The 20,718-nt window shown below is 67.0% G+C and carries 18 protein-coding genes; 9 read left to right on the top strand and 9 right to left on the bottom strand.

Annotated elements, in window-relative coordinates:
- Position 1 precedes the first annotated feature (1 nt).
- The 5 genes from J3R73_RS20690 to J3R73_RS20670 all read left to right on the top strand — a co-directional run bounded on the left by J3R73_RS20690 (position 2) and on the right by J3R73_RS20670 (position 4,767).
- Positions 2-961: a nucleoside hydrolase gene (locus tag J3R73_RS20690; RefSeq protein WP_307431213.1), complete on the top strand. Its 960-nt coding sequence runs from the start codon at positions 2-4 to the stop codon at positions 959-961.
- A complete protein-coding gene (locus tag J3R73_RS20685; RefSeq protein ID WP_307431209.1) occupies positions 958-1,662 on the top strand; it encodes a maleate cis-trans isomerase family protein in 705 nt (234 codons plus the stop codon). Before J3R73_RS20690 ends, J3R73_RS20685 begins: the two co-directional genes overlap by 4 nt.
- Before the next feature lie 354 nt (positions 1,663-2,016).
- Positions 2,017-3,036, top strand: coding sequence for a taurine ABC transporter substrate-binding protein (tauA, locus tag J3R73_RS20680; protein ID WP_307431204.1), 1,020 nt, complete (start codon positions 2,017-2,019; stop codon positions 3,034-3,036).
- 112 nt (positions 3,037-3,148) lie between these two features.
- Positions 3,149-3,931 (top strand): taurine ABC transporter ATP-binding protein, encoded by a 783-nt coding sequence (locus J3R73_RS20675; protein WP_307431202.1) that lies wholly within the window; start codon positions 3,149-3,151, stop codon positions 3,929-3,931.
- Entirely contained in the window at positions 3,928-4,767 is an 840-nt protein-coding gene (locus J3R73_RS20670; RefSeq protein ID WP_307431199.1) for an ABC transporter permease subunit, read from the top strand. The genes J3R73_RS20675 and J3R73_RS20670 overlap by 4 nt, the downstream gene beginning before the upstream one ends.
- Before the next feature lie 27 nt (positions 4,768-4,794).
- Here the strand turns inward: J3R73_RS20670 and J3R73_RS20665 are convergent, their stop codons facing one another.
- From J3R73_RS20665 to J3R73_RS20625, 9 genes are all read right to left on the bottom strand, one after another.
- Positions 4,795-6,519, bottom strand: a complete 1,725-nt coding sequence (locus tag J3R73_RS20665) for a nitrilase-related carbon-nitrogen hydrolase (RefSeq protein ID WP_307431196.1) — start codon at positions 6,517-6,519, stop codon at positions 4,795-4,797.
- A gap of 151 nt (positions 6,520-6,670) precedes the next feature.
- Positions 6,671-7,675, bottom strand: a complete 1,005-nt coding sequence (locus J3R73_RS20660; protein ID WP_307431192.1) for an acetamidase/formamidase family protein — start codon at positions 7,673-7,675, stop codon at positions 6,671-6,673.
- 25 nt (positions 7,676-7,700) lie between these two features.
- Complete coding sequence (locus J3R73_RS20655; RefSeq protein ID WP_307431189.1) at positions 7,701-8,408, bottom strand: ABC transporter ATP-binding protein; 708 nt, start codon at positions 8,406-8,408, stop codon at positions 7,701-7,703.
- On the bottom strand, positions 8,401-9,117 hold the full coding sequence (locus J3R73_RS20650) for an ABC transporter ATP-binding protein (protein WP_307431186.1): 717 nt from the start codon (positions 9,115-9,117) through the stop codon (positions 8,401-8,403). Before J3R73_RS20650 ends, J3R73_RS20655 begins: the two co-directional genes overlap by 8 nt.
- On the bottom strand, positions 9,117-10,181 hold the full coding sequence (locus tag J3R73_RS20645) for a branched-chain amino acid ABC transporter permease (RefSeq protein ID WP_307431182.1): 1,065 nt from the start codon (positions 10,179-10,181) through the stop codon (positions 9,117-9,119). Before J3R73_RS20645 ends, J3R73_RS20650 begins: the two co-directional genes overlap by 1 nt.
- A gap of 19 nt (positions 10,182-10,200) precedes the next feature.
- Positions 10,201-11,073, bottom strand: a complete 873-nt coding sequence (locus tag J3R73_RS20640) for an ABC transporter permease subunit (protein ID WP_307431179.1) — start codon at positions 11,071-11,073, stop codon at positions 10,201-10,203.
- 116 nt (positions 11,074-11,189) lie between these two features.
- The gene (locus J3R73_RS20635) at positions 11,190-12,431 is read right to left on the bottom strand and encodes an urea ABC transporter substrate-binding protein (RefSeq protein ID WP_307431175.1); all 1,242 of its coding nucleotides are present in this window, start codon (positions 12,429-12,431) and stop codon (positions 11,190-11,192) included.
- A gap of 22 nt (positions 12,432-12,453) precedes the next feature.
- Positions 12,454-13,110: an ANTAR domain-containing response regulator gene (locus J3R73_RS20630; RefSeq protein ID WP_307431172.1), complete on the bottom strand. Its 657-nt coding sequence runs from the start codon at positions 13,108-13,110 to the stop codon at positions 12,454-12,456.
- A complete protein-coding gene (locus tag J3R73_RS20625; protein WP_307431168.1) occupies positions 13,110-14,267 on the bottom strand; it encodes a transporter substrate-binding domain-containing protein in 1,158 nt (385 codons plus the stop codon). Before J3R73_RS20625 ends, J3R73_RS20630 begins: the two co-directional genes overlap by 1 nt.
- A 361-nt stretch (positions 14,268-14,628) precedes the next feature.
- Here J3R73_RS20625 and J3R73_RS20620 point away from each other — a divergent pair, with 361 nt between their 5' ends.
- The 4 genes from J3R73_RS20620 to J3R73_RS20605 all read left to right on the top strand — a co-directional run bounded on the left by J3R73_RS20620 (position 14,629) and on the right by J3R73_RS20605 (position 20,696).
- Positions 14,629-15,798: a transporter substrate-binding domain-containing protein gene (locus tag J3R73_RS20620; RefSeq protein ID WP_307431165.1), complete on the top strand. Its 1,170-nt coding sequence runs from the start codon at positions 14,629-14,631 to the stop codon at positions 15,796-15,798.
- Between the two features lie 5 nt (positions 15,799-15,803).
- Positions 15,804-16,391 (top strand): ANTAR domain-containing response regulator, encoded by a 588-nt coding sequence (locus J3R73_RS20615; protein ID WP_307431161.1) that lies wholly within the window; start codon positions 15,804-15,806, stop codon positions 16,389-16,391.
- 198 nt (positions 16,392-16,589) lie between these two features.
- Positions 16,590-18,647 (top strand): hydantoinase/oxoprolinase family protein, encoded by a 2,058-nt coding sequence (locus tag J3R73_RS20610; RefSeq protein ID WP_307431158.1) that lies wholly within the window; start codon positions 16,590-16,592, stop codon positions 18,645-18,647.
- A 36-nt stretch (positions 18,648-18,683) separates the two neighbouring features.
- A complete protein-coding gene (locus J3R73_RS20605; protein ID WP_307431155.1) occupies positions 18,684-20,696 on the top strand; it encodes a hydantoinase B/oxoprolinase family protein in 2,013 nt (670 codons plus the stop codon).
- Positions 20,697-20,718 lie beyond the last annotated feature (22 nt).

Here is a 20,718-nt window from a genome sequence, read left to right as displayed (position 1 = left end):
CATGCGGCTCATCATCGATACGGACACCGCCGGCGACGACTGCTTTTCGATCCTGATGGCGCTCGCCGAGCCCGGCGTCACCCTCGAGGCCATCACGATCTGCAACGGCAATGTCGATTTCGACCAGCAGGTGGAGAACGCCCTGTACACGCTGGAGGTGGCCGGGCGCGGCGGCACCGTGCCGGTCTATCGGGGATGCCCCCGGCCGATGATCCGCGCACCGGTTGCCGCGACGGAATATTTCGGCCCGGACGGCATGAGCGATGCCAACTATCCCAGGGCCATGCAGAGGCCGGCGGACCGGCATGCCGTGGATGCCCTCATCGACATCGTCATGTCCAATCCGGGCGAGATCGACATCCTGGCCCAGGCGCCGCTGACCAATATCGCGGCGGCCTGCGTCAAGGTTCCCGAATTCGCCGGTGCCGTGCGGCATTTGTGGGTGATGGGAGGCCTCGACAATTCCATCGGCAACACCACGCCCGCCTCCGAGTTCAATTTCTACGTCGACCCCGAGGCCGCCAAGATCGTCATGAAGGCGGGCTTCGAGCTGACCTTGTCGACGTGGACGCTGACCCTGTCCTGCGGCGTCCTCTCGCCCGAAGCCCTCTCCCGCATCGAGGCGCTGGATACCCCGTTGTCGCGCTTCTTCCTGCAGGTCAGCGAGGCGCCGCTGCGGCGGACGCGGATCCGCTACGGTCGTGCGATCAGCGCCTTGCCGGATACGCTCACCTGCGCCTGCGCCATCGACGAGAGCCTCATCCTGGACAGCGCCGCCTGCCTCGTCGATGTCGAGACCCAGGGCGAGCTGACGCGCGGCTATTCCAGCATCTGCGTGCCCAATTGTGGCCAGGAGGCGATCGACGACCCGCTCTGGCCCTCCGGCCGCGGCAATGCCCGCGTGATCAGGGCAGCCGACAGCGCGGCCTTCACCGAACGCCTGATCAGGGTGCTGTCATGAGGCCGCGTCCCTACCGCCTCGGCATGCTCGGCCCGTCCTCCAACACGGTGATCGAACCCGAGACCTGGCGCCTGCTTCCGCCGGACGGAACGGTGACGGCGCATGTCTCGCGCCTGCGCGTGGTGCAGATCTCCGCCGATGCCCAGTCGCTCTCCCAGTTCGAAATGGCGCCCGTCATCGCCGCCGCGCAATTGCTCGCCGATGCCGAGGTGGATCTCATCCTCTGGAACGGCACCTCCGCCAGCTGGCTCGGTCCGGAATGGGACCGCTCGCTGATCGAGGCGGTCGAACGGCACACCGGCATCCCGGCGACCACGGCGGTTCGGGCCATCGATGCCGAGCTCGAAAGGCTCTCGGTGCGGCGGATCGGCCTGGTCACGCCCTATATCGAGGAATTGGAGCGCAGGATCATCGCCAATTACCGCTCCCGCCGGATCGACGTCTGCGCCGCCGAGCGCCTCGACCTGACGAAGAACACCGCCTATGCGGACATCGCGCCGGCCGAGATCGCGGACATGGTCCGGCGGGTCGCCGCCAGTCCCGTCCGCCCGGACGCCATCGTCATTATGTGCACCAACCTCGCGGGCTCGTCGATCGCCGAGGCGGTATCGGCGGAACTCGGCATTCCCGTCCTGGATTCGGTGCGCGTGGCCGTTCGGCATTGCCTCGCCCTGTTGCCGGCTCTCCGCCCGGGCGGCTGAGGTTCTGCCGGCGCCAGGGCATGAACGCCTTACGGGGCGGGACTTTGCAGCCAGGGAGCGGTCGCCTCCATGGTCCCTCTCACGTATGGTGGCAATTAATTCTACTAAATCTATAGAAAATAATTGACAAGAAGAAGGCCCCGCAGCACTCTTCCTGCACCGGGCCGAGACGGCCTGTGACGGATTATCGTGGGGAAGCGGCCATGAACCTCCATTGCTGTTGAGCATCGGCTGCGGGCCTCGCGCTCCCACGCGCCGCCGGCTTTCCTGAACCACCCACAATTTCATCGGCCGTAAACCGCGCGGATCGGGCAGAGCGCGGCATGGATGGCCTTTGCCCTCGGGGATCTCCACATGTCATTCCTCAATCGCCGCCTGCTTCTCGCCGCTGGCCTCGCGCTCGGCACGGCCTTGGCCGGGCCGGCCTTCGCGGCCGACAACCGCGTCACCATCGCGTTCCAGACCGGCGTCGATCCGGCCAAGGTGGCGCAGGCCGAGGGCGCCTATGAAAAGGCGACCGGCTGGGCCATCGACTGGCGCAAATTCGATTCGGGCGCCGACGTCATCGCCGCCATCGCCTCCGGCGACGTGCAGATCGGTTATGTCGGCTCGAGCCCGCTGGCCGCTGCCGCCAGCCGCAAATTGCCGATCCAGACCATCTTCATCGCCGCGCTTCTGGGCGATGCCGAGGAACTGGTGGTCAGCGACAAATCCGGCATCAAGGAGCCCAAGGATCTCGTCGGCAAGAAGATCGGCGTGCCCTTCGTCTCGACGTCGCATTACAGCCTGCTGGCGGCCCTGAAGCACTGGGGCATCGACAGCAAATCCGTCGAGGTCCTCAATCTGCGGCCGCCGGAACTGGCGGCCGCCTATGCCCGCGGCGACGTCGACGGCGGCTATGTCTGGGATCCCGCCTTGGGCAAGCTGAAGGAGGGCGGCAAGGTCCTGGTCTCCTCAGCCGACGTCGCCAAATGGGGCGCGCCGACCTTCGACGCCTGGATCGTCCGTACCGATTTTGCCGCTGCCCATCCCGATGTCGTGACCGACTTCGTCAAGGTCACCGGCGAATCCTACAAGGCCTATCGCGACAATCCCGACGCCTGGACCGCGACGTCCAGGCAGGCGACCGAGATCGCCAGGATCACCGGCTCCCGGCCGGAGGACGTGCCGGGCCTGCTGAAGTCGAATGTCTGGCCGCTGCTGCCCGAGCAGTCCTCGGCGGACCTTCTGGGCGGGGGCTCGGTCAAGGCGATCGCCGACACCGCCGCCTTCCTGGTGGAGCAGAAGAAGATCCCGGCCGCGCTGCCGGATTATTCGGCCTATGTCGCCAAGACCTATGTCCAACAGGCTCTCACGAAACTCTCCTCCCAATAGATTTCGTGAGCCCGTCGGCGGCCTCGGGAGCTCCTTCCTCCCGGGGCCGCCTTCCCATGTCGCCGCGCCGCACCGCGCGGGTGACCCCCCACCAAGACGGAAAGCCAAGCCCGTGACGGTCCTGTCCGCCCGTGATGTCGATGTCGTCTATCCCCGGCGCGGCGGCGGCCCTGTGGCGGCGCTGCGCAACGTCTCCCTTTCCATCGACCAGGGCGAATTCGTCGTCGCCGTCGGCGCCTCCGGCTGCGGCAAGACGACCTTGCTCAAGCTCTTCGCCGGTTTCCTCAAGCCGACGGCCGGTTCGATCACGCTCGGCGGCGAGCCGGTCGACGGGCCGGGAGGCGAGCGCGGCGTGGTGTTCCAGGACGATGCCCTGTTTCCGTGGCTGTCCGTGCGCGGCAACATCGAGTTCGGCCCGAAGATGACCGGCCTCGGCGCAGCCGAGCGCCGGGCGCGTTGCGGCCGCATCATCGACCTCGTCGGCCTGACCGATTTCGCCGATCACCGCATCTGGGAATTGTCGGGCGGCATGCGCCAGCGCGTCGGCATGGCGCGGGCTCTCGCCAACGAGCCTTCGATCCTGCTGATGGACGAACCGCTCGGGGCCCTCGATGCGCTGACGCGGGAGAAGATGCAGGAGCTTCTGGTCCATCTGTGGGACCGCACCAAACGCAGCGTCTTCCTGATCACCCACAGCGTGGAGGAGGCGATCTTCCTGGCCACCCGCATCGTCGTGCTGTCGCCGCGCCCGGGCCGGATCACCCGGGAATTCCATGCCGATTTCTCCCGCCGCCTCCTCGACGGGGAAACGAGCCGCACCATCAAGTCCGATCCCGCCTTCATCGCCCTGCGCGAACAGGTGCTGTCCGCCGTCCTCAAGGGAGCCGAAGCATGAGCGAGGTGATCGACACCGGCAGCCTGACCGATCTCGCTGCCGGCAAGGACAGGCCGGCCGCCCGGCCGTCGTCGCTCACCGCCGGCCCGGTCCGCGCGCTGACCATCCTCGCCATCCTCTTCCTGTGGTGGCTGGCCACCCGTCTGGAGCTGGTGGAGCCTTTGTTCCTGCCCTCGCCGCGTGCCGTGCTCGATCAGCTCTTCCTGGTCTCGACCGAGGGCTACGCGGATTCCACCCTCTGGCAACATCTGGGTGCCAGCCTCTGGCGCATCTTCGCCGCGCTGCTCATCGCGCTGGCGACGGCGGTGCCCGCCGGCTTCGCCATCGGGCTGAGTCCGATCGCCCGCGGCATCCTCGATCCGATCATCGAATTCCTGCGGCCGATCCCGCCGCTCGCCTATCTGCCCCTGATGGTGATCTGGTGCGGCATCGGCGAGACCACCAAGGTGCTGATCATCCTGATCGCGATCTTCGCGCCGGTGGCGATCACCACGGCTGCCGGCGTCGCCACCGTCCCGGCCGACCGGCTCGACGCCGCCCGCGCGCTCGGCGCCCGCAAATGGCAGGTTCTGCTCCACGTCATCCTGCCCAACGCCCTGCCGTCGATCCTGACGGGCGTGCGCATCGGCCTCGGCGTCGGCTGGTCGACGCTGGTCGCCGCCGAACTGGTGGCGGCGACGCGCGGTCTCGGCTTCATGATCCAGACGGCCTCGCAATTCCTCCTGACGGATGTCGTGCTGCTCGGCATCCTCGTCATCGCCCTGGTGGCGATCGCCCTCGAAGGCATCGTGCGCCTGGTCGAGCGCCTGCTCGTGCCCTGGCACGGCAAGGCCTGACAGCCGCCGCACCGGGCATCCATGCGCTCACGCCATCGGCCGCACCAAAGCGGGATAATGGTGGGGCAGGCGCATGGCCATCAGGTCCTTGCGCCGCACGACATTGGTGGGATAACGGCTGTCGAGATTGGTGGTGTCGATCTCGGCGCAGGCCAGCGAGGCGCCGGCAGCCGCGATCGCCTCGCGGCGCGGAAACTCGAACGTGTCGGGGCCGAACACGCCGCTCTTGCCGGGGAAGCCGCCCGCCTCGTCCGCGACATTGGCGAAGGCGAGGAAGAGGTTGTTCTCGCCCGCCCGCGCCCGGAAGTGATGCCAATGGTCGGGGTCCGCCCCTGTCGGGATCGGGTAGTTCTGGCCCACGGCCGATCCGGCATGCCCGCCATGGAACCGTCCCCGGATCGCCGCCGGGCAGGCGACGAGGTCGCATCCCCGCAGGGACAGGATGCGCGCCGATTCCGGGAACAGCGCATCATGGCCGACCAGCAGCCCGATGCGGCCGAGACGGGTGTCGAAGACCTGCCAGTCCTCGCCCGGCGTCGCCCAGGCCCGGCTTTCGCCGTCGACATGGATCTGGCGGTAGCGTCCGACCAGCCCCTCCGGGCCGACGAGCACCGCGGTGTTGTGGACGTGCTCGCCGTCGCGTTCCGCCAGGCCAGCCACGATATAGAGCCCCTCGCGGGCCGCGATGGCGAGCAGCCGCCCGACGGCGGCGCCCGAGAGAGGTTCCGCGGCGTCGCCGCCGGGGCCGGTGACGGCGCGCTCGGGAAAGACGACGAGGTCCGCCTTCTCGACGCGGCGGGCGGCGACCGCCATGTCCTCGATTGCGGCGAGATTGGCGGTGACGTCGCCGCCGGGCGCGAACTGCGCGACGGCGACCCGGGACCTGCGCCCCGGGGGCAGGGGGCGGTGGCCGTAGAGGCCGAAGAAATCGAGCGGGTTCCAGCTATAGGTGGTGGTCGCCAATTCCTTGTAGAGCTCGGGCCGACGCTGTTCGAACACCGGCTGTCCGAGCACGGCGCGGCGGCGGGCCCGGGCCAGGTCGATCGTCGCATAGGCGATGCCGTCGCCGCCGTCGATGACGGCGGCGATCGTGCCGTCGGGCTCGATCACGCAGCTTCCGCCGCTGAACTGGACCGTGCGCTCCAGCCCCCAGCGGTTGGACTCGATCAGATAGCAGCCGTTCTCGAAGGCGCGACTGATCCAGTAGGGCGCGGGCGTGCGCTCGGCCAGCCAGTTGGAGATGTGGCAGATGACGTCCGCCCCTTCGAGCGCGACGAGCCGCGCGGTCTCGATGAAATGGATGTCCATGCAGATCAGGAGGGCGATGCGGCCGATGGGCGTGTCGAAGACCTGGTGCCCGAAATCGCCCGGCGCGGACCATTTCGGCTCCGCGATATAGGGATGGGTCTTGCGATGCGTGCCGACCACGCCCTCCGGCCCGATCAGCACCGCCGCGTTGTAATAGAGGCCGGTCGAGGGATCGACCTCCGGCAGGCCGATCACGATGTAGCATCCATGCGCGCGGGCGATCGCCTCGAAGCGCCCGGTGGTCGGGCCGGGAACGGTCTCGACGAAAGGCGCGACTTCGGCCCGGTCGAACCAGCAATAGCCCGTCGTGCCCATTTCCGGCGTCACGATCAGGCGGGCGCCGGCCTCGGCCGCCTCCCTCGCCAGGGCCAGCAGGCGCGAGACGTTGCGTTCCTTCTCGAACATCGTCGGTTCGAACTGGATGGTGGCGACCTTGTGAAGCATGGCGTCGGGACTTTCCGGGCGCGTCCGGGCGTTCGGCACCCGCCCCGCTCCGGGCGGCGTGCCGTTGCAACACGGATGGGTTCAGGGGAGGGCTCGCACGCGGTCGCGCGAGCCGTGGGGGCGTCTCCCGGCGACGGAGAGGGCGTTCGCCTCAGGCCAGGAACGACTTCTTGATCGAGGCGCCGAGCGTGTACTTCGGGTCCACCATGTTGCCGAGCCGCACCCGCCCGGCCTGGGTGAGCAGCATATAGGCCTCGATGTCCTCGAAGCCGTAATCGGCCGCCATCCAGCGCACCAGCTCGCGATAGGCGATGCGGGCCGCATCCTCCATCGGCCGCGAGGAGCCGATGGTCATGATGAAGTCCCTGGTTTCCAGCCGCGGCCACCGGATCGGCCAGCCCTTGATGAGGTCGACCTGCACGGTGGTGACGGTCGGGTGCTCGATGGCGACGCCGCAGAGCTCGCCGTCGCCCTGGGCGGCGTGGCAGTCGCCGAGATAGAGCAGGGCCCCCTTGGTGTTGACGGGCAAATAGATCACGGCGCCGACGCCGACATCCGGCAGGTCCATGTTGCCGCCGTAATAGTCGGGCTGCAGCGCCGAGATCGCCTCGATCTCCGGCGAGGTGCCGATCGTGCCGATGAACGGCTCATAGGGCAGGGTGATCTTGTCGTTCCATTTCGTGCCGGTCTCGGCGTCGATGTGGAGCTTCTTCACCCGTTCGGGCAGCGGCGCGTTGAGCATGGCGGTGTCGCCGGTCGCGACCAGGCCGCCGAACTCGGGCATGATGAGGGTCGTGCCGCGCGGCTGCGGCCCGCGTGGCACGATGCTCTGGATATAGACCGCGAGCGTATCGCCCTTCTCGGCGCCGTTGACGAAGATCGGGCCGTTCTGCGGGTTGAGATAGGGGAAATTGAGGATCTGAGTCGGCTTGTCGGTCTCGTGCTGGATGCTGCCTTCGAAGGCGTCGTGGGTTTCGGCCGAGATCACCGCGCCGGGATCGACGGTCAGCACCGGGTCGACATAGGGCCCGTAGACGTAATGATACTTGCCTTGCTCGGCCTCGGTGATCGTATGGGCCGATCCCGCGCGGCCCTTGGCGAGGCCCTTGCGGGCCATGATGGACTGATCGAGCCAGGGCGTTTCGGTCGGTGACATCGTCTTCTCCTTCTTTCGTTCGAATTCACACGGCGAGATGGCGGCGCATGGCCTCGCCATCCGCCAGGGCTTCCCGGTCGAGCGAGGCCACGATGCGGCCCTTGTCCATGACGTAGCAGCGCTGGGCCATGGCCCGGATCATGTCGATGTTCTGCTCGACGAGGACGATGGTGACGCCGGTCGCCCGGTTGAGTTCGACCATGATGCGGGCGATGTCCTGGACGATGTTGGGCTGGATGCCCTCCGAGGGTTCGTCCAGCAGGATCAGGGAGGGATCGGCGACGAGCACGCGCCCGATGGCCAGCTGCTGCTGCTGGCCGCCCGACATCGTGCCGGCGCGCTGGCTCCAGCGCTCGCGCAGGATGGGGAAATAGTCGAGGATCCGCTCCTTGTCGGCGGCGCCGCGATGGCGCATCGCCCCGACGGCGATGTTCTCGGCCACCGTCAGGCGGGGGAAGACGTCGCGCCCCTGCGGCACGTAGCCGATGCCGAGCCGCGCCCGCTTGTGGGCGGAGAGGGCATCGATCGAGGTGCCGCGATAGATGACCGAGCCCTCCGTGGCGGGGACGAGGCCGATCAGGCTCTTCATCAGCGTGGACTTGCCCACGCCGTTGCGGCCGATGACGGCGACGATCTCGCCCTCGCGCACCTCCAGGTCGAGGCCCTGCAGGACGGGCTTGCCGCCATAGCCGGCGCGCAGTCCCAGCGTGGAAAGCAGCACTTCTTTACGCATGGGCTTGCCCCAGATAGATGGCGGCGACGCGCTCGTCCGCGACGATCTCGTCGATCGATCCCTGGGCGAAGACCTGCCCGAGATGGAGGACGGTGACCTTGTGGGCGACCTGGCGGACGAAGGCCATGTCGTGCTCGACCGCCAGCACGGTCATGCCGTCGGCATTCAGGCGCTGCACCATCTCGCCGGTGGCGTGCGTTTCTTCGGGCGACATGCCCGCCGTCGGCTCGTCCAGCAGCAGGAGGCGGGGCTTGAGGCTGATCGCCATGCCGATCTCCAGCCATTGCTTCTGGCCATGGCTGAGATTGCCGGCGTGCTGGCCCGCTTCCGCCGCGAGCTTGAGGAAGTCCAGCAGGCGGTCGATCTCGCGCGCCAGGGCGGCGGGCTCGAAATGATGCTGCATGGCGATCTCCAGGTTCTGGCGGACGCTGAGCGCCTTGAAGATGCCGGGCACCTGGAATTTCACGCTCATGCCGCGGCGGATGCGCTGGAACGGCTTCAGGCCGGTGATGTCCTCGCCCCCGAGCAGGATCGTTCCGCTGCTCGGCGCATGCTCGCCGAGAATGAGGCGGAACAGGGTGCTCTTGCCGGCGCCGTTGGGTCCGATCAGGCAATGCACCTCCCCGGCCTCGAGCCGGAGGTCGACATTGTCGGTGACATGCAGGCCGCCGAAATGCTTGTTGAGGCCACGCGTCTCGAGCATCGGCATCACGTGCCTCCTTCCTTGCGTCGGCGCAGCAGCCGGCCCAGCAGGTCGGCCCCGGACAGCACGAGTCCGCGCGGGGCGAACAGCACCGTCACCACCAGCAGCAGGCCCATGACGACGAGGGCATATTGGCTGCCGTAGATGGTGAGGGTCTGGAAGGCCCAGAGCACCACCAGGGTGCCGACGAGGGCGGCGGTGAGGTCGGAGCGCCCGCCGACGGCGACCCAGATGATGGGCAGCGCCGCCGCCGTCATGCCCATGCTGGACGGCGTGATATATTGGCCCCAGCCGGTGTAGAGGACGCCGGAAAGCCCGGCGAGCGCGGCGCCGATCACGAAGGTGCCGAGCTGGTATTTGCGGATGTCGTAGCCGAGCATTTCCGCCCGCTCCGGGTTCTCGCGTATCGCCACCAGCACATTGCCGAAGCGCGAGTTCACGAGGATGCGCAGGCCGAGATAGGTGATCACGAGCAGGCCGAGCACGACGTAATAGAGCCCGATGTCGGGGAAGAGCACGAGGCTGCCGCCCGGCCAGGGAATGGTGAGGGGCGGCATGCCGCTCATGCCGTTGAAGCCGTTGAGGCGCGCCTTGCCGACATGCCATTCCGGGCCGGCGGTCTGCGCCATGAAGCGTTCGAGCACCAGGGTCACCGAGAGCGTGACGATGCCGAGGAAGACGCCGGTGATGCGGCCGAAATAGAGGAAATAGCCGAGCAGCGCCGCGAACAGCGCGGCGAGCGCCACGGCCAGCACCACAGCGGCGAGGGTGAAGCCGTAGCCGGCGCCGAAATCGATGGTGAGGATGCCGTAGCCATAGCCGGCGATGCCGAAGAAGGCGGTCTGCCCGAAGCTCAGGGCGCCGCCATAGCCCCAGATCAGGCTGAGGCCGAGGGCCATGAACACCCAGGTGAAGAAATAGACGGTGTTGCCGACCGTATAGCCGTCGCTGACGGCGGGATAGGCGCAGGCCGCGGCCAGCACCGCCAGGAAGCCGATCCAGAACACCGGACCCCTTCCCATCGTCTGCGGGCCCTGCAGGCGGCCGATGAAGCGCAGGAAGCCATTCATGTGTGCGGGTCCCTGCATGTCAGGCGCGTTCGCGCAGGATGAAGCCGGAAATGCCCTTGGGCAGCACCCGGATCACGACGATGACGGCGATCAGCAGCCCGATCTGGCCGAAGAGCTGTCCCTGCCAGGAGGTCATGGTCGATTTGACGACGGCGAGGACGGCGGCGGCCGGCGCCGTGCCGAGGAAGACGTCCGCGCCGCCGACCACCACGGTGACGAAGGCCTCCATGATGAAGGTGGTGCCCATGGTGGGCACCAGCGTCATCGTCGGCGCGTAGAGCCCGCCGGCGAGCCCCGCCAGGCCGGCCCCGAGGGCGAAGGTGAGGCTGTAGACGAGGCGCGTGTCGATGCCGAGCGCGGCGGCCATGTGGGGCACCTGGATGGTGGCGCGGGCCATTACCCCGAAGCGCGTCCAGTTGAACAGGGCATAGAGGCCCGCGAGCACCACGAGCGCCATGAAGAACAGCACGACGCGATAGAGCGAATAGGAGTAGCCGCCCATCTGGAAGCTGCCGAACGGCGTGCCGACACCCATCATGGTCGAGCCGAGCACGATCAGCGTGCTCTGCGTGGCGATCAGGCTGAGGCCCCAGGTCGCCACGATCGTATCGAGCGGACGCTGGTAGAGGTGGCGGATGATGACGATCTCGACCAGGGCGCCCACCGCCGCCGCGGCCAGGGCGCCGACGAGGATGGCGAAGGGGAGGGGGAGGCCGGCATGCGCGGCGGAGACGCTGACATAGGCTCCGCACATGATGAATTCGCCATGGGCGAGATTGATCACGCCCATCATGCCGAAGATGACGGCCAGGCCGCAGGCGGAGAGCACCAGGAAGGCGAAGGCGTCGCCGAACTGGTAGAGCGGGGAAAAGGCGAGCGTGGCGACAGCCATGGAGAGGGCAACCCTGGGTTCGAGATCCATGCGGCGGGCAAGGCGGGCCGGGTCCCGCGCGGGCCGCCGCCGGGGAGGCGGCGGCCCGTCCGGGCCGGATCGGGGGAGGACCCGACTCAGGATTTCGGCGGGGGATTGGACGGCGTGTACTGCGCTTCCGGGTCGTTCTTGGTCAGGTCGCAGCCGGCATCGCCGAGCCAATAGGGCTTGATGTTCTCCCACACCTTGGGGAAGGTGATGGAGTGATCCGCGCCGACCTTGGCGAGATAGATCGTGTGGGACATGTGCTGGCTCTTGGGATCGAGGCAGACCTTGCCCTCGGGCGCGTCCATGCAGACATCGCCCTGCGCGATGATCTTGCGCAGGTCGTCACGCTTGGTGGAGCCGTTGGCGCGCTCGACCATCTGCTTGTAGAGATAGACGGCGAGATAGGAGTTCTCGGCCTCCTGGTTGACATAGGGCTCGTTCGGGAACTTCGCCTTGAACTTGGCGACGAAGGCCTTGCTGGAGGGCGAGTCGATCTCCTCGATGTAGTTGGTGGTGACGTACATGTCCTTCAGGCTCGGCGGCTTGAAGCGCTTGTGCTCGTAGCCCTGGCCGACATTCACCGAGGACGCCATGGGCAGGCCGACATTCGCCGCGGCGGCCTGCTCGTAATAGGAGGCCTGGGCGGTGCCGACCAGCAGCGTCACCACGAAATCCGGCTTGGCCTTCTGGATGTTCTGGATCGACTGGGAGAACTGCGACACGCCGAGCGGGATGAATTCCTCGCCCGCCATTTCGCCGCCGTTCTCCTTGACGATGTTGCGCACCCATTCGGCGGAGATCTGGCCGAAATTATAGTCGGCGGCGAGCGTGTAGACCTTCTTGCCGTATTTCTGCATCATCCAGGGGATGAGGGTGGAGAATTGCTGCTCGGGCACGGCGCCGGTGACGACCATGTGGGCGTCGCAGACGCCGCCTTCATACTGGTTGTTGTAGAAGGCGAACCCGTCCAGCTGGTCGACGATCGGCCGATAGGCTTCGCGGGAGGCGGAGGAGAAGCCGGCGAACACCGCGTCGACCTTGTCGCGCTGCAGCACGCGGCGCATGAATTCCTGATAGCGGGTATTGTCGGACTGCGTGTCGTAGATCACCAGCTCCAGCGGGCGCCCGGCGATGCCGCCCTTGGCGTTGATCTCGTCGGCGGCCAGCTGGATCGCGTGCACCTTGCCGATGGTGGCGACGGCGAAATCGCCGGACTGATCCTCCAGCACGCCGAGCTTGATCGGATCGGCGGCCAGGGCCTGGCTCGCGCCGAGCAAAAGCGTCCCCGTGAGGGCTGCGGCACGCAGCCCCCTGATGGTCTTCCCAGTCATGTGAATTCTCCTCTGTCGACGTTTATTTTGCCCCGGCGCGCTGGCCGGGCGGCCCTTCGGGGGCCGTCACTCTGGGCGTCGCCGCCCACCTGCCGAGGAACTCCTCGCAGTATTCTTCCAGGCTGACCCTAAGGCGCATGCTCTCGCGCCGCAGGCGGTTATAGGCTTCGTCGTCGTCGACGCCGCTCTCCGTCATCAGGGCCAGCACGGCCTTGATCACCGAGCGGCGGCCGCGCCGCCGCCGCTCCATGTCGTCGAGACGGCTCTGCATGCCGCTGCGCAGCAGGAACTGGTTCACGCCGAGGAACAGCGCCGTGTAGACGGCCGCGCTGTGCACCGGCTTGCGCAGGAAGGCGGTCGCCCCGACATTGATCAGGCGCTTGAGCCGGCTCGGCGCCTCGACCCCGACCAGCCCGATCACCGGCACCGGCGGACAGCGGGAATCGGCGTCGGATTCCATCGGCAGCGTGCCGTCGAGATCGCCGTCGACGAAGAGGATGTCGCGTTCCGCCTTCAGGCCGGTGAGGTCGAGGGTGACGCGGCCCTCCTCGATGGCGGGAAACTCGCTGGCCACGCCCAGTTTCGCCAGCGTCGCCTCGAGCGCCTCGACGGCCGTGCGGTTGGTCGTGACGATCAGGGCCTTGCCGCCGTTGAAGTTCTGGAGAAGCCGGGACGTCATCACTTTGCGACCCTCAAATGCGGCGTACGGGAGGCGACCGCATAGCGCGGCGACGATTGCACGAGATAGGGATCGGGCCGGATCGGCCCCGGTTCCGCGACGATCACGTCGAAGCGCGCCGAGCGGTTCGAACGGCCGATGCGCGGCGTCAGCCAGGCATGGAAGGTCTGCGGGTCGATCCACACGTCGCCCTGCGGCGCCGCCAGCCTCTGGCGCGTCACCGCCTCCTTGACCGCGAACACCTCGTCCGTCCCCGCCGCCGCCAGGGCGCGGGCCAGCAGCAGCACCGCGATATAGGAGGCCTCCGCATCCGCCGAGGTGGCGGGACCGGCGGGAAAGGCCCTTTCATAGGCCGCGGTGAAGGCCCGGTTGGCCGGCGTCGGCAGCGAGGAGAAATAGACGCTGGAGCTCAGATGGCCGTCGACCATGTCGGCGCCGATCTCCTCCAGCTCCGGCTCGGACAGCGTGCAGCTGGCGATGGGAATCGCCGCCGCCTGGTCGATGCCGCGAGCCCGGCAGGCCGACCGGAACGCCCGGAAGAAGGCATAGGCGCTCTCGCCGATGAGGTTGTTGAACACGAAATCGGGCCGCACCGCCAGGATGGCCTCGACGACCTGGCTGAATTCGGTGTCGCCGACCGCGACATAGCGTTCCGCCAGCACCCTGCCGCCCTGCGCCGTCATGGCCTCGCGGAAGATGCGGTTGTTCTCCCAGGCCCAGATGTAGTTGGAGCCGACGCAGAAGGCGTTCGGGCCGATATTGGCCAGCATGTGCCCGACCAGCGGCAGCACGTGCTGGTTCGGCGAGGCGCCGGTGTAGATGACGTTGTTGGAGGTCTCGAAGCCTTCGTAATGCGAGGGATACCAGAGCAGGGCATCGTGCTTTTCGAAGCAGGGGATGACTTCCTTGCGGCTGGACGAGGTGTAGCAGCCGATGACGTGGCGGATGCCGTCGCCGGCCATCTGCCGGCTCAGCTCGGCATAGCGGGCGAGATCCCCGCCGGGGTTCACCACCACGGGCTCGAGCCGCAGATCCGGGAAGGAACGCGATATCTCCTCGAAGGCCAGCAGGGCGCCGTTCAGCATGGAACGGGCGACCACGCTGTAGGAACCGGTCGTGGAGAACATTACCCCGATGCGATGCTGCATTGCCGACATAAGCCTATTCCAAAACAAAAAACGCCCAGCGGCCGGTATGCCGTGGGCGTCTGTGCCGCCAACCTCTGCCGATGCGGGAGCATCGGCCCGTTGGAAATGTGACCAGATCTGGCGCTTAAATAGGCATCCTTGCCTTGCGCACTAAAAATAGGCTCTTCTAGATCAACGCATTTGTCAAGCGTGAAATAAGCCGCGCCGCTTTTTGTCCGGTCGCGCCGCCTCGCGCCACCGGCCTGCGGCCCGGCGGGCTTTGCCAGGGGCCTTGACGGAAGCCGGTCCGGCCCGTAGCTTTCCGTTCAAGAGCAAAGAGGCTCTCGCCGGGTTCCGCCCGCGAGAGCCTCTTTTTGTTTTTGGTGGGACGATGGCCTTGGGATCTGATCACAGCCCGCTCCTTGTCGGGGCGCTCTACTCGCAAACCGGACCGACCGCCTATGTCGAGCGGACGCAGCTGAACGCCACGCTGCTTGCCATCGAGGAGGCGAATGCCGCAGGCGGCGTCGGCGGGCGGGAGATCGTCGCCCGCACCTATGACGCGCAGTCGGATCCGACGCGCTTCGCCCGGGTCGCGGAGCATCTCCTCGACGAGGACCATGTCTCCCTGCTGATCGGCTGCTACATGACGAACACCCGTCAGGCGGTGGTGCCGGTGGTCGAGCGCCGCGGCGCCATCCTCGCTTATGCCGCGCCCTATGAAGGTTTCGAATATTCGCCCAACGTCATCTATGGCGGCGCCGTGCCGAACCAGCACATCCTGCTCCTCGCGCGTCACCTCATGGCCAACCGCGGCAAGCGCTTCTATCTCGTCGGCACCCGCTACACCTTCCCGATCGAATCCAACCGCGTGATGATGACGCTGGTCGCCGAGCAGAAGGGGCAGGTCCTGGCCGAGCGCTATGTGAAGCTCGATGCCCAGCGCCGCGAGCTCGCGGCCATCGTCGACGACATCAAGGCGAAGCGGCCGGACGTGGTGTTCTGCACCGTGGTCGGCGAGGCGGCGAGCCTGTTCTACGCGCTGTGCAGGGACGCCGACATTCCCGCCCATGCCGCGATGGCGAGCCTCACCATCACCGAGGCGGAACTGGCCTTGATGCCGCCGGGCCTGGCCGAAGGCCATCTCACCGCCGCCACCTATTTCCAATCGGTCTCGACCGAGGCCAACAGGCGCTTCGTCCGGGCCTACAAGGCGCGATTCGGCGCGCATGAAAGCGTCAACGCGATGGCGGAGACGGCCTATGGCCTGACCCATATGGTGCTCGCCGCCGCCGGCCGCCAGCACTCCCTCGATGCCGACGCCCTGCGTGCCGAATTGGCGAGGACGACGTTCGAGGCGCCGCAAGGGCCGATCCGGCTCGATCCCGACAATGGCCACTTCTATCTGTGGCCCCGCATCGGCCGGGTCGAGGCCGACGGGCAGTTCGCCATCGTCGAGGAGAGCGCGGCCGCCGTGAAGCCGGACCCCTATCTGATCAACCACAGCCTGGCCGACTGGGATCCCGTCTCGCCCGTCGCCATGCTCGGCAAGACGGGATAGGGTCCGTGCTCAAACCCCTCCGCGACATCCGCAGCGTCCGCGTGCTGGTCTTTCATCCCAAGGATCGCGAATGCGACGAGCTGGTCGCCCAGGTCCGGCGCATCGGCTGCCGGGTGGAGGCGGTCTGGCCGCCCCAGGACGACATCCCCTCCGACACCCATATCGCCTTCGTGCTCTTCCGGCAGGACACGTTGACGAATGCCCTGCTCAAGGTCCTGGCGGAGCGGCCGGCGCTGACCCTCATCGCCATCGTCGAGTTCGAGAGCCCCGCCGTGATCGAGGCGGTGGCGCGTGCCGGCACGAAAGCCGTCATCACCAAGCCGATTCGTCCATTTGGGCTCTTGACAAGCATGATTATCGCTCATACGCTCACTGACAGAATAAAATCTTCATCTGAAAGAATAGGAAAGCTAGAGGCCCGGTTGGTCGGCTTGAAGCAAGTCGAACAGGCCAAATCTATTCTTATGTCCCGGCGCGGGATCACGGAGCAGGAAGCCTACGATACAATTCGCGCACATGCGATGTCGAAGAGGACAACGATTGAAGCGGTGTGTGCTGCGATCATTGAGGCAAGCGGTTTCTTCGGCGCCTAGGCGCTGAATCAGGCTCCGGGCAGGTCCCGGGGTGTCACATTCGATCCGTCCGCGCCAACGTTGTCGCGATCGGGTCATGGCTAAGGGAGCCACCACCAGCTGACTGCTGGCGGTGGCTTTTTCGTTTTCGCGATGCGGCGCCCGGCGGGTGCGCATCCGGGTCAAGGACGCGGCGAAGCTGCGCCAGAGGAGCGAACGATGACGACTGGAAGCGAACTTTCGGAGCGGGCGGTGCGCGTCGCCTGCGACGTCGGCGGTACCTTCACCGATATCTGCGTGCTCAACGAGAGCTCGGGCCGCATGCATGTGGCGAAGGTGCCGACCACGCCCGACCCGATCGAGGGCGTGCTGGCCGGCATCGAGGCGGGCGGCGTCGATCTCAACGACCTCGTCCTGTTCTCGCACGGCACGACGCTGGCGACCAACGCGCTGATCACCCGCCGCTTTCCGCCGGCGGTGATGATCACCACCAAGGGCTTCCGCGACACCATCGAGATCCGCCGCGGCAACCGCGACGATCTCTGGGACACCTACAAGGAGATGGCCAAGCCCTATATCCGCCGTCGCGACCGTCTCGTCGTCACCGAGCGCACCGACTATGCCGGCGTGATCGTCACGCCGCTGAACGAGGAGGAAGCCCGCGACCTCGCCCGCATCGTCGGCAAGCGCGGGGTGAAGACGGTGGCGATCTGCTTCGCCAACGCCTTCATCAATCCGAAGAACGAGCAGAGGATGCGCGACATCCTCGCCGCCGAGATCCCCGACGCGACCATCTCGCTCTCCAGCGACATCATGCCGGAGATCTTCGAGCATGAACGCTTCTCGACCACCGTCGCCAATGCGGTGCTGGCGCCGGTCGTCGGCTCCTACGCCCGGCGGCTCGAAGGGCGCATGAAGGAGGGCGGCTACAAGGAGGACGTGCTGCTGCTCCATTCCGGCGGCGGCGTGATGACGGCCAAGACGGCCGAGCAATATGCGGCGCGCCTGTCCGCCTCGGGTATCGCCGCCGGCGCCATCGCCAGCCGCTTCGTCGCCGAGCATGCCGGCTTCAAGAACTCCATCGGCCTCGACATGGGCGGCACCTCCACCGACGTGTCGCTGTGCGACAACGGCAATCTGCGCATCACCAAGGAATGGTATGTCGAATATGGCTATCCCATCTGCTTTCCCTCGATCGAGGTGCTGACCATCGGCGCGGGCGGCGGCTCGCTCGCCTGGATCGACGCCGCCAAATCGCTGCGCAACGGGCCGCAATCGGCCGGCTCGACGCCGGGGCCGGCCTGCTACGGCCGCGGCGGCACCAACCCGACCAATTGCGACGCCAATGTCGTGCTCGGCCGGCTGAGCGACAACCTGGCCGGCGGCAAGGTCTCGCTCGACAAGACGCTGGCGACCGAGGCCATCCGCAAGGGCGTCGCCGAGCCGCTCGGCATGTCGGTGGAGGATGCGGCGCTCGCCGTCCTCAAGGTCGCCAACGCCAACATGGCCGATGCCGTGCGCCTGCTGTCGATCCGCCGCGGCTACGACCCGCGCGATTTCGCCCTCGTCGCCTTCGGCGGCGCCGGGCCGCTCCATGGCGCCGCCCTCGCCAGGGACCTGTCGATCCCGGTGGTGCTCGTGCCGCCCAATCCGGGCGTCACCTCGGCCCTCGGCTGCCTGCTGGTCGATATCCAGCACGACGTCACCCAGATGTATCTGTCGAAGACGGACGACGTGAACATCGACGATCTCGAGGCGACCTATCGCGCGCTCGAGATCGAAGGGCGCGAGCGCCTCAGGAACGAGGGCGTGCCCGATGACCGCATGGTGTTCCAGCGCAAGATCGACATGCGCTATCTCGGCCAGTGGCGGGCGCTGTCGATCGGGCTTTCGGCCCCCGTCCTTTCGCTGGAGGAGGCCATCGCCACCTTCCACCACGAGCATGGCCGCGAGCACAATTACTCCCGTCCCGGCGCACCGGTGGAAGTCTACCGCGTCAGCGTGATCGCCACCGGCCTGACGCCCAAGGCCCGCTTCGCCGAATTCGATCCGGTCGACGCGCCGGCGGTGCCGGCGGGCACGCGCCTCGTCCGCTTCGACGAATTGCCGGAGGCGGTCGAGACGCCGGTCTACGACCGGGCAACCCTTCAGGCCGGCATGAAGGTGGCCGGGCCGGCCGTCATCGACCAGCTCGATTCCACCATCATCGTGCCGCCCGGCGTGACGGCGGAAGTCGATCGCTCGCTCACCATCGCGATGCACATCCCGCAGGCCTGACCCAGAACATTCCTTTCGGATAGGGAACATCCAGCCATGGCAACCCATGACAACGGCCTCGACCCGGTGACGTTCGAGGTTCTCAAGAACGCCTATGTCAACATCGTCGATCAGATGGCGGAGCAGATCTTCCGCACCTGCTATTCCTTCGTCATCTATTCGCGCGATTTTTCGTCGGCGCTGTGCGACGTCAACGGCGATACGATCATGCAGGGGTCGGGCGATATCGCCGCCCATGTCGGCACGCTGCATTACACGGCCAAGGCCGTGATCAACAACTTCAAGGGCGACATCCATCCCGGCGACGTCTTCGTCGTCAACGACGTCTATCAGGGCGGCACGCATTTCAACGACACCCGCATCGTACGTCCGATGTTCTACAAGGGCGAGCTGCTCGGCTTTTCCCAGGCCAACGGCCATTGGGCCGATGTCGGCGGCGCCGTCCCCGGCTCCTTCAACGTCAACGCCATCGACCACATGGCCGAGGGATTGCGCATCACCCCGACGCGGGTGTGGAGCAAGGGCCAGTGCCTCGACGATGTCTGCCGGCTGATCGCGTCCAACACCCGCGCGCCCGCCGACATCATCGGCGACATGCAGGCGCAGGCCGAGGCCACCAAGGTGGCCGAGCAGGAGATCTGCCGCCTCGTCGAGAAATACGGCCTCGACGTCATCAAGAAGTCCTTCGGCGCGGTGCAGGACTATGTCGAGGTGCTGACGCGCCAGCGGGTGGCGGCGCTGCCCGACGGCGTGTGGGAAACCGAGGACTATATCGATGTCGACCCGGGCGCCGGGGAGGGGCTCGTCCCGATCCGCATCAAGATGACGATCAAGGGCGACCAGGTCCATTACGACCTGTCGAAGTCGCATCCCAAGTCGATATCGAGCTTCCTCAATGCCTGCTTCGGCGGATCCTTCGCGGCCATCGTCGCGGGCACCAAGATGCAGTTCCCCGAGATCCCGCTGAATTCCGGCTTCTACCGGGTCGTCACCGTCGATCTCGGGCCGGAAGGGTCGGTCGTCAACGCCGCCTGGCCGACGCCGGTCGCCGGCTTCTGTTCCGGGCCGTTCGAGAAGATCATGAACTCGATCTTCGAACTCTGGGCCGAGATCCTGCCCGAGCGGGCCATGGCCTGCACCTTCAACCTCGACTACCTCCTGATCGGGGGGCGCGACGGACGCCAGCCCGGCCACCAATACTTCATGTGGTATGACTGGATGGTCGGCGGCTGGGGCGCGCGCAACGGCCGGGACGGCTGGGCCGCGACCGGACCGGTCTTCGGCGTCCAGCTCGGCACGCAGCCCTTCGAAGGGCAGGAGCGCCTCGCCCCGGTTCTCACCACCTGCCACGAATTGCGGGCCGATTCCGGCGGGCCAGGCGAATTCCGCGGCGGCATGGGCGTCGAGAAGGGCGTGATCCTCACCAAGATCGACCGCACCGTCGCCTCCTATTGCTGCGACCGCGAGCGTTCGATCACCTGGGGCCTGTGGGGCGGGCTGCCGTCGATCCCGCACGGCGTCTGGGTCAACCAGGGCGTCGAGAACGAGCGCTATCTCGGCTCGCTGTTCTCCAACGTGCCGCTCGAAGCCGGCGACATCGTCTCGCGTCCGTCGGCGGGCGGCGGCGGCCTCGGCGATCCCCTGGAGCGCGACGAGGCGATGGTGTGCGAGGACGTCGCCGACGGCTATGTCTCGATCGAGCGGGCGGCCAAGGATTACGGCGTCGTCATCCGCGAGGTCGACGCGGACCTCGCTCATTACGAGGTCGATCACGAGGCGAGCGCGGTCAAGCGTGCCTATATCCGCGCCAACCGCCTCAAATGGCTGCAGCAGGATGCGGCGGAGATCGCGTCGCGCTATCGCGCCGGCGATCTCGACATGCTCGATTTGATCCGCGCGCATGGCGTCATCGTCAATTGGGGCTCGGGCGAATTGCTGCCCGAGACCACCCGCCAGTTCCGCGCCATGCTGATGCGCCGCACCGTGCCCTATTGGGGCAAGAGCATCGCCGACGGCAAGGACGCCTCGATCACCCTCAAAGTCGCCTGATCTGCCGCGCGCGGCGACCTGC

The sequence above is a fragment of the Labrys monachus genome, from assembly GCF_030814655.1.
In the GTDB taxonomy this organism is placed as follows: Bacteria; Pseudomonadota; Alphaproteobacteria; order Rhizobiales; family Labraceae; genus Labrys; species Labrys monacha.
This window is presented reverse-complemented; position numbering and strand designations above follow the sequence as displayed.

Excerpts from the sequence above, each read along its gene's own strand:
- J3R73_RS20690 (WP_307431213.1), top strand. The coding sequence starts at position 2 with ATGCGGCTCATCATCGATACGGACACCGCCGGCGACGACTGCTTTTCG.
- J3R73_RS20685 (WP_307431209.1), top strand. The coding sequence starts at position 958 with ATGAGGCCGCGTCCCTACCGCCTCGGCATGCTCGGCCCGTCCTCCAAC.
- tauA (WP_307431204.1), top strand. The coding sequence starts at position 2,017 with ATGTCATTCCTCAATCGCCGCCTGCTTCTCGCCGCTGGCCTCGCGCTC.
- J3R73_RS20670 (WP_307431199.1), top strand. The coding sequence starts at position 3,928 with ATGAGCGAGGTGATCGACACCGGCAGCCTGACCGATCTCGCTGCCGGC.
- J3R73_RS20665 (WP_307431196.1), bottom strand. The coding sequence starts at position 6,519 with ATGCTTCACAAGGTCGCCACCATCCAGTTCGAACCGACGATGTTCGAG.
- J3R73_RS20660 (WP_307431192.1), bottom strand. The coding sequence starts at position 7,675 with ATGTCACCGACCGAAACGCCCTGGCTCGATCAGTCCATCATGGCCCGC.
- J3R73_RS20655 (WP_307431189.1), bottom strand. The coding sequence starts at position 8,408 with ATGCGTAAAGAAGTGCTGCTTTCCACGCTGGGACTGCGCGCCGGCTAT.
- J3R73_RS20650 (WP_307431186.1), bottom strand. The coding sequence starts at position 9,117 with ATGCCGATGCTCGAGACGCGTGGCCTCAACAAGCATTTCGGCGGCCTG.
- J3R73_RS20645 (WP_307431182.1), bottom strand. The coding sequence starts at position 10,181 with ATGAATGGCTTCCTGCGCTTCATCGGCCGCCTGCAGGGCCCGCAGACG.
- J3R73_RS20640 (WP_307431179.1), bottom strand. The coding sequence starts at position 11,073 with ATGGCTGTCGCCACGCTCGCCTTTTCCCCGCTCTACCAGTTCGGCGAC.
- J3R73_RS20635 (WP_307431175.1), bottom strand. The coding sequence starts at position 12,431 with ATGACTGGGAAGACCATCAGGGGGCTGCGTGCCGCAGCCCTCACGGGG.
- J3R73_RS20630 (WP_307431172.1), bottom strand. The coding sequence starts at position 13,110 with ATGACGTCCCGGCTTCTCCAGAACTTCAACGGCGGCAAGGCCCTGATC.
- J3R73_RS20625 (WP_307431168.1), bottom strand. The coding sequence starts at position 14,267 with ATGTCGGCAATGCAGCATCGCATCGGGGTAATGTTCTCCACGACCGGT.
- J3R73_RS20620 (WP_307431165.1), top strand. The coding sequence starts at position 14,629 with ATGGCCTTGGGATCTGATCACAGCCCGCTCCTTGTCGGGGCGCTCTAC.
- J3R73_RS20610 (WP_307431158.1), top strand. The coding sequence starts at position 16,590 with ATGACGACTGGAAGCGAACTTTCGGAGCGGGCGGTGCGCGTCGCCTGC.
- J3R73_RS20605 (WP_307431155.1), top strand. The coding sequence starts at position 18,684 with ATGGCAACCCATGACAACGGCCTCGACCCGGTGACGTTCGAGGTTCTC.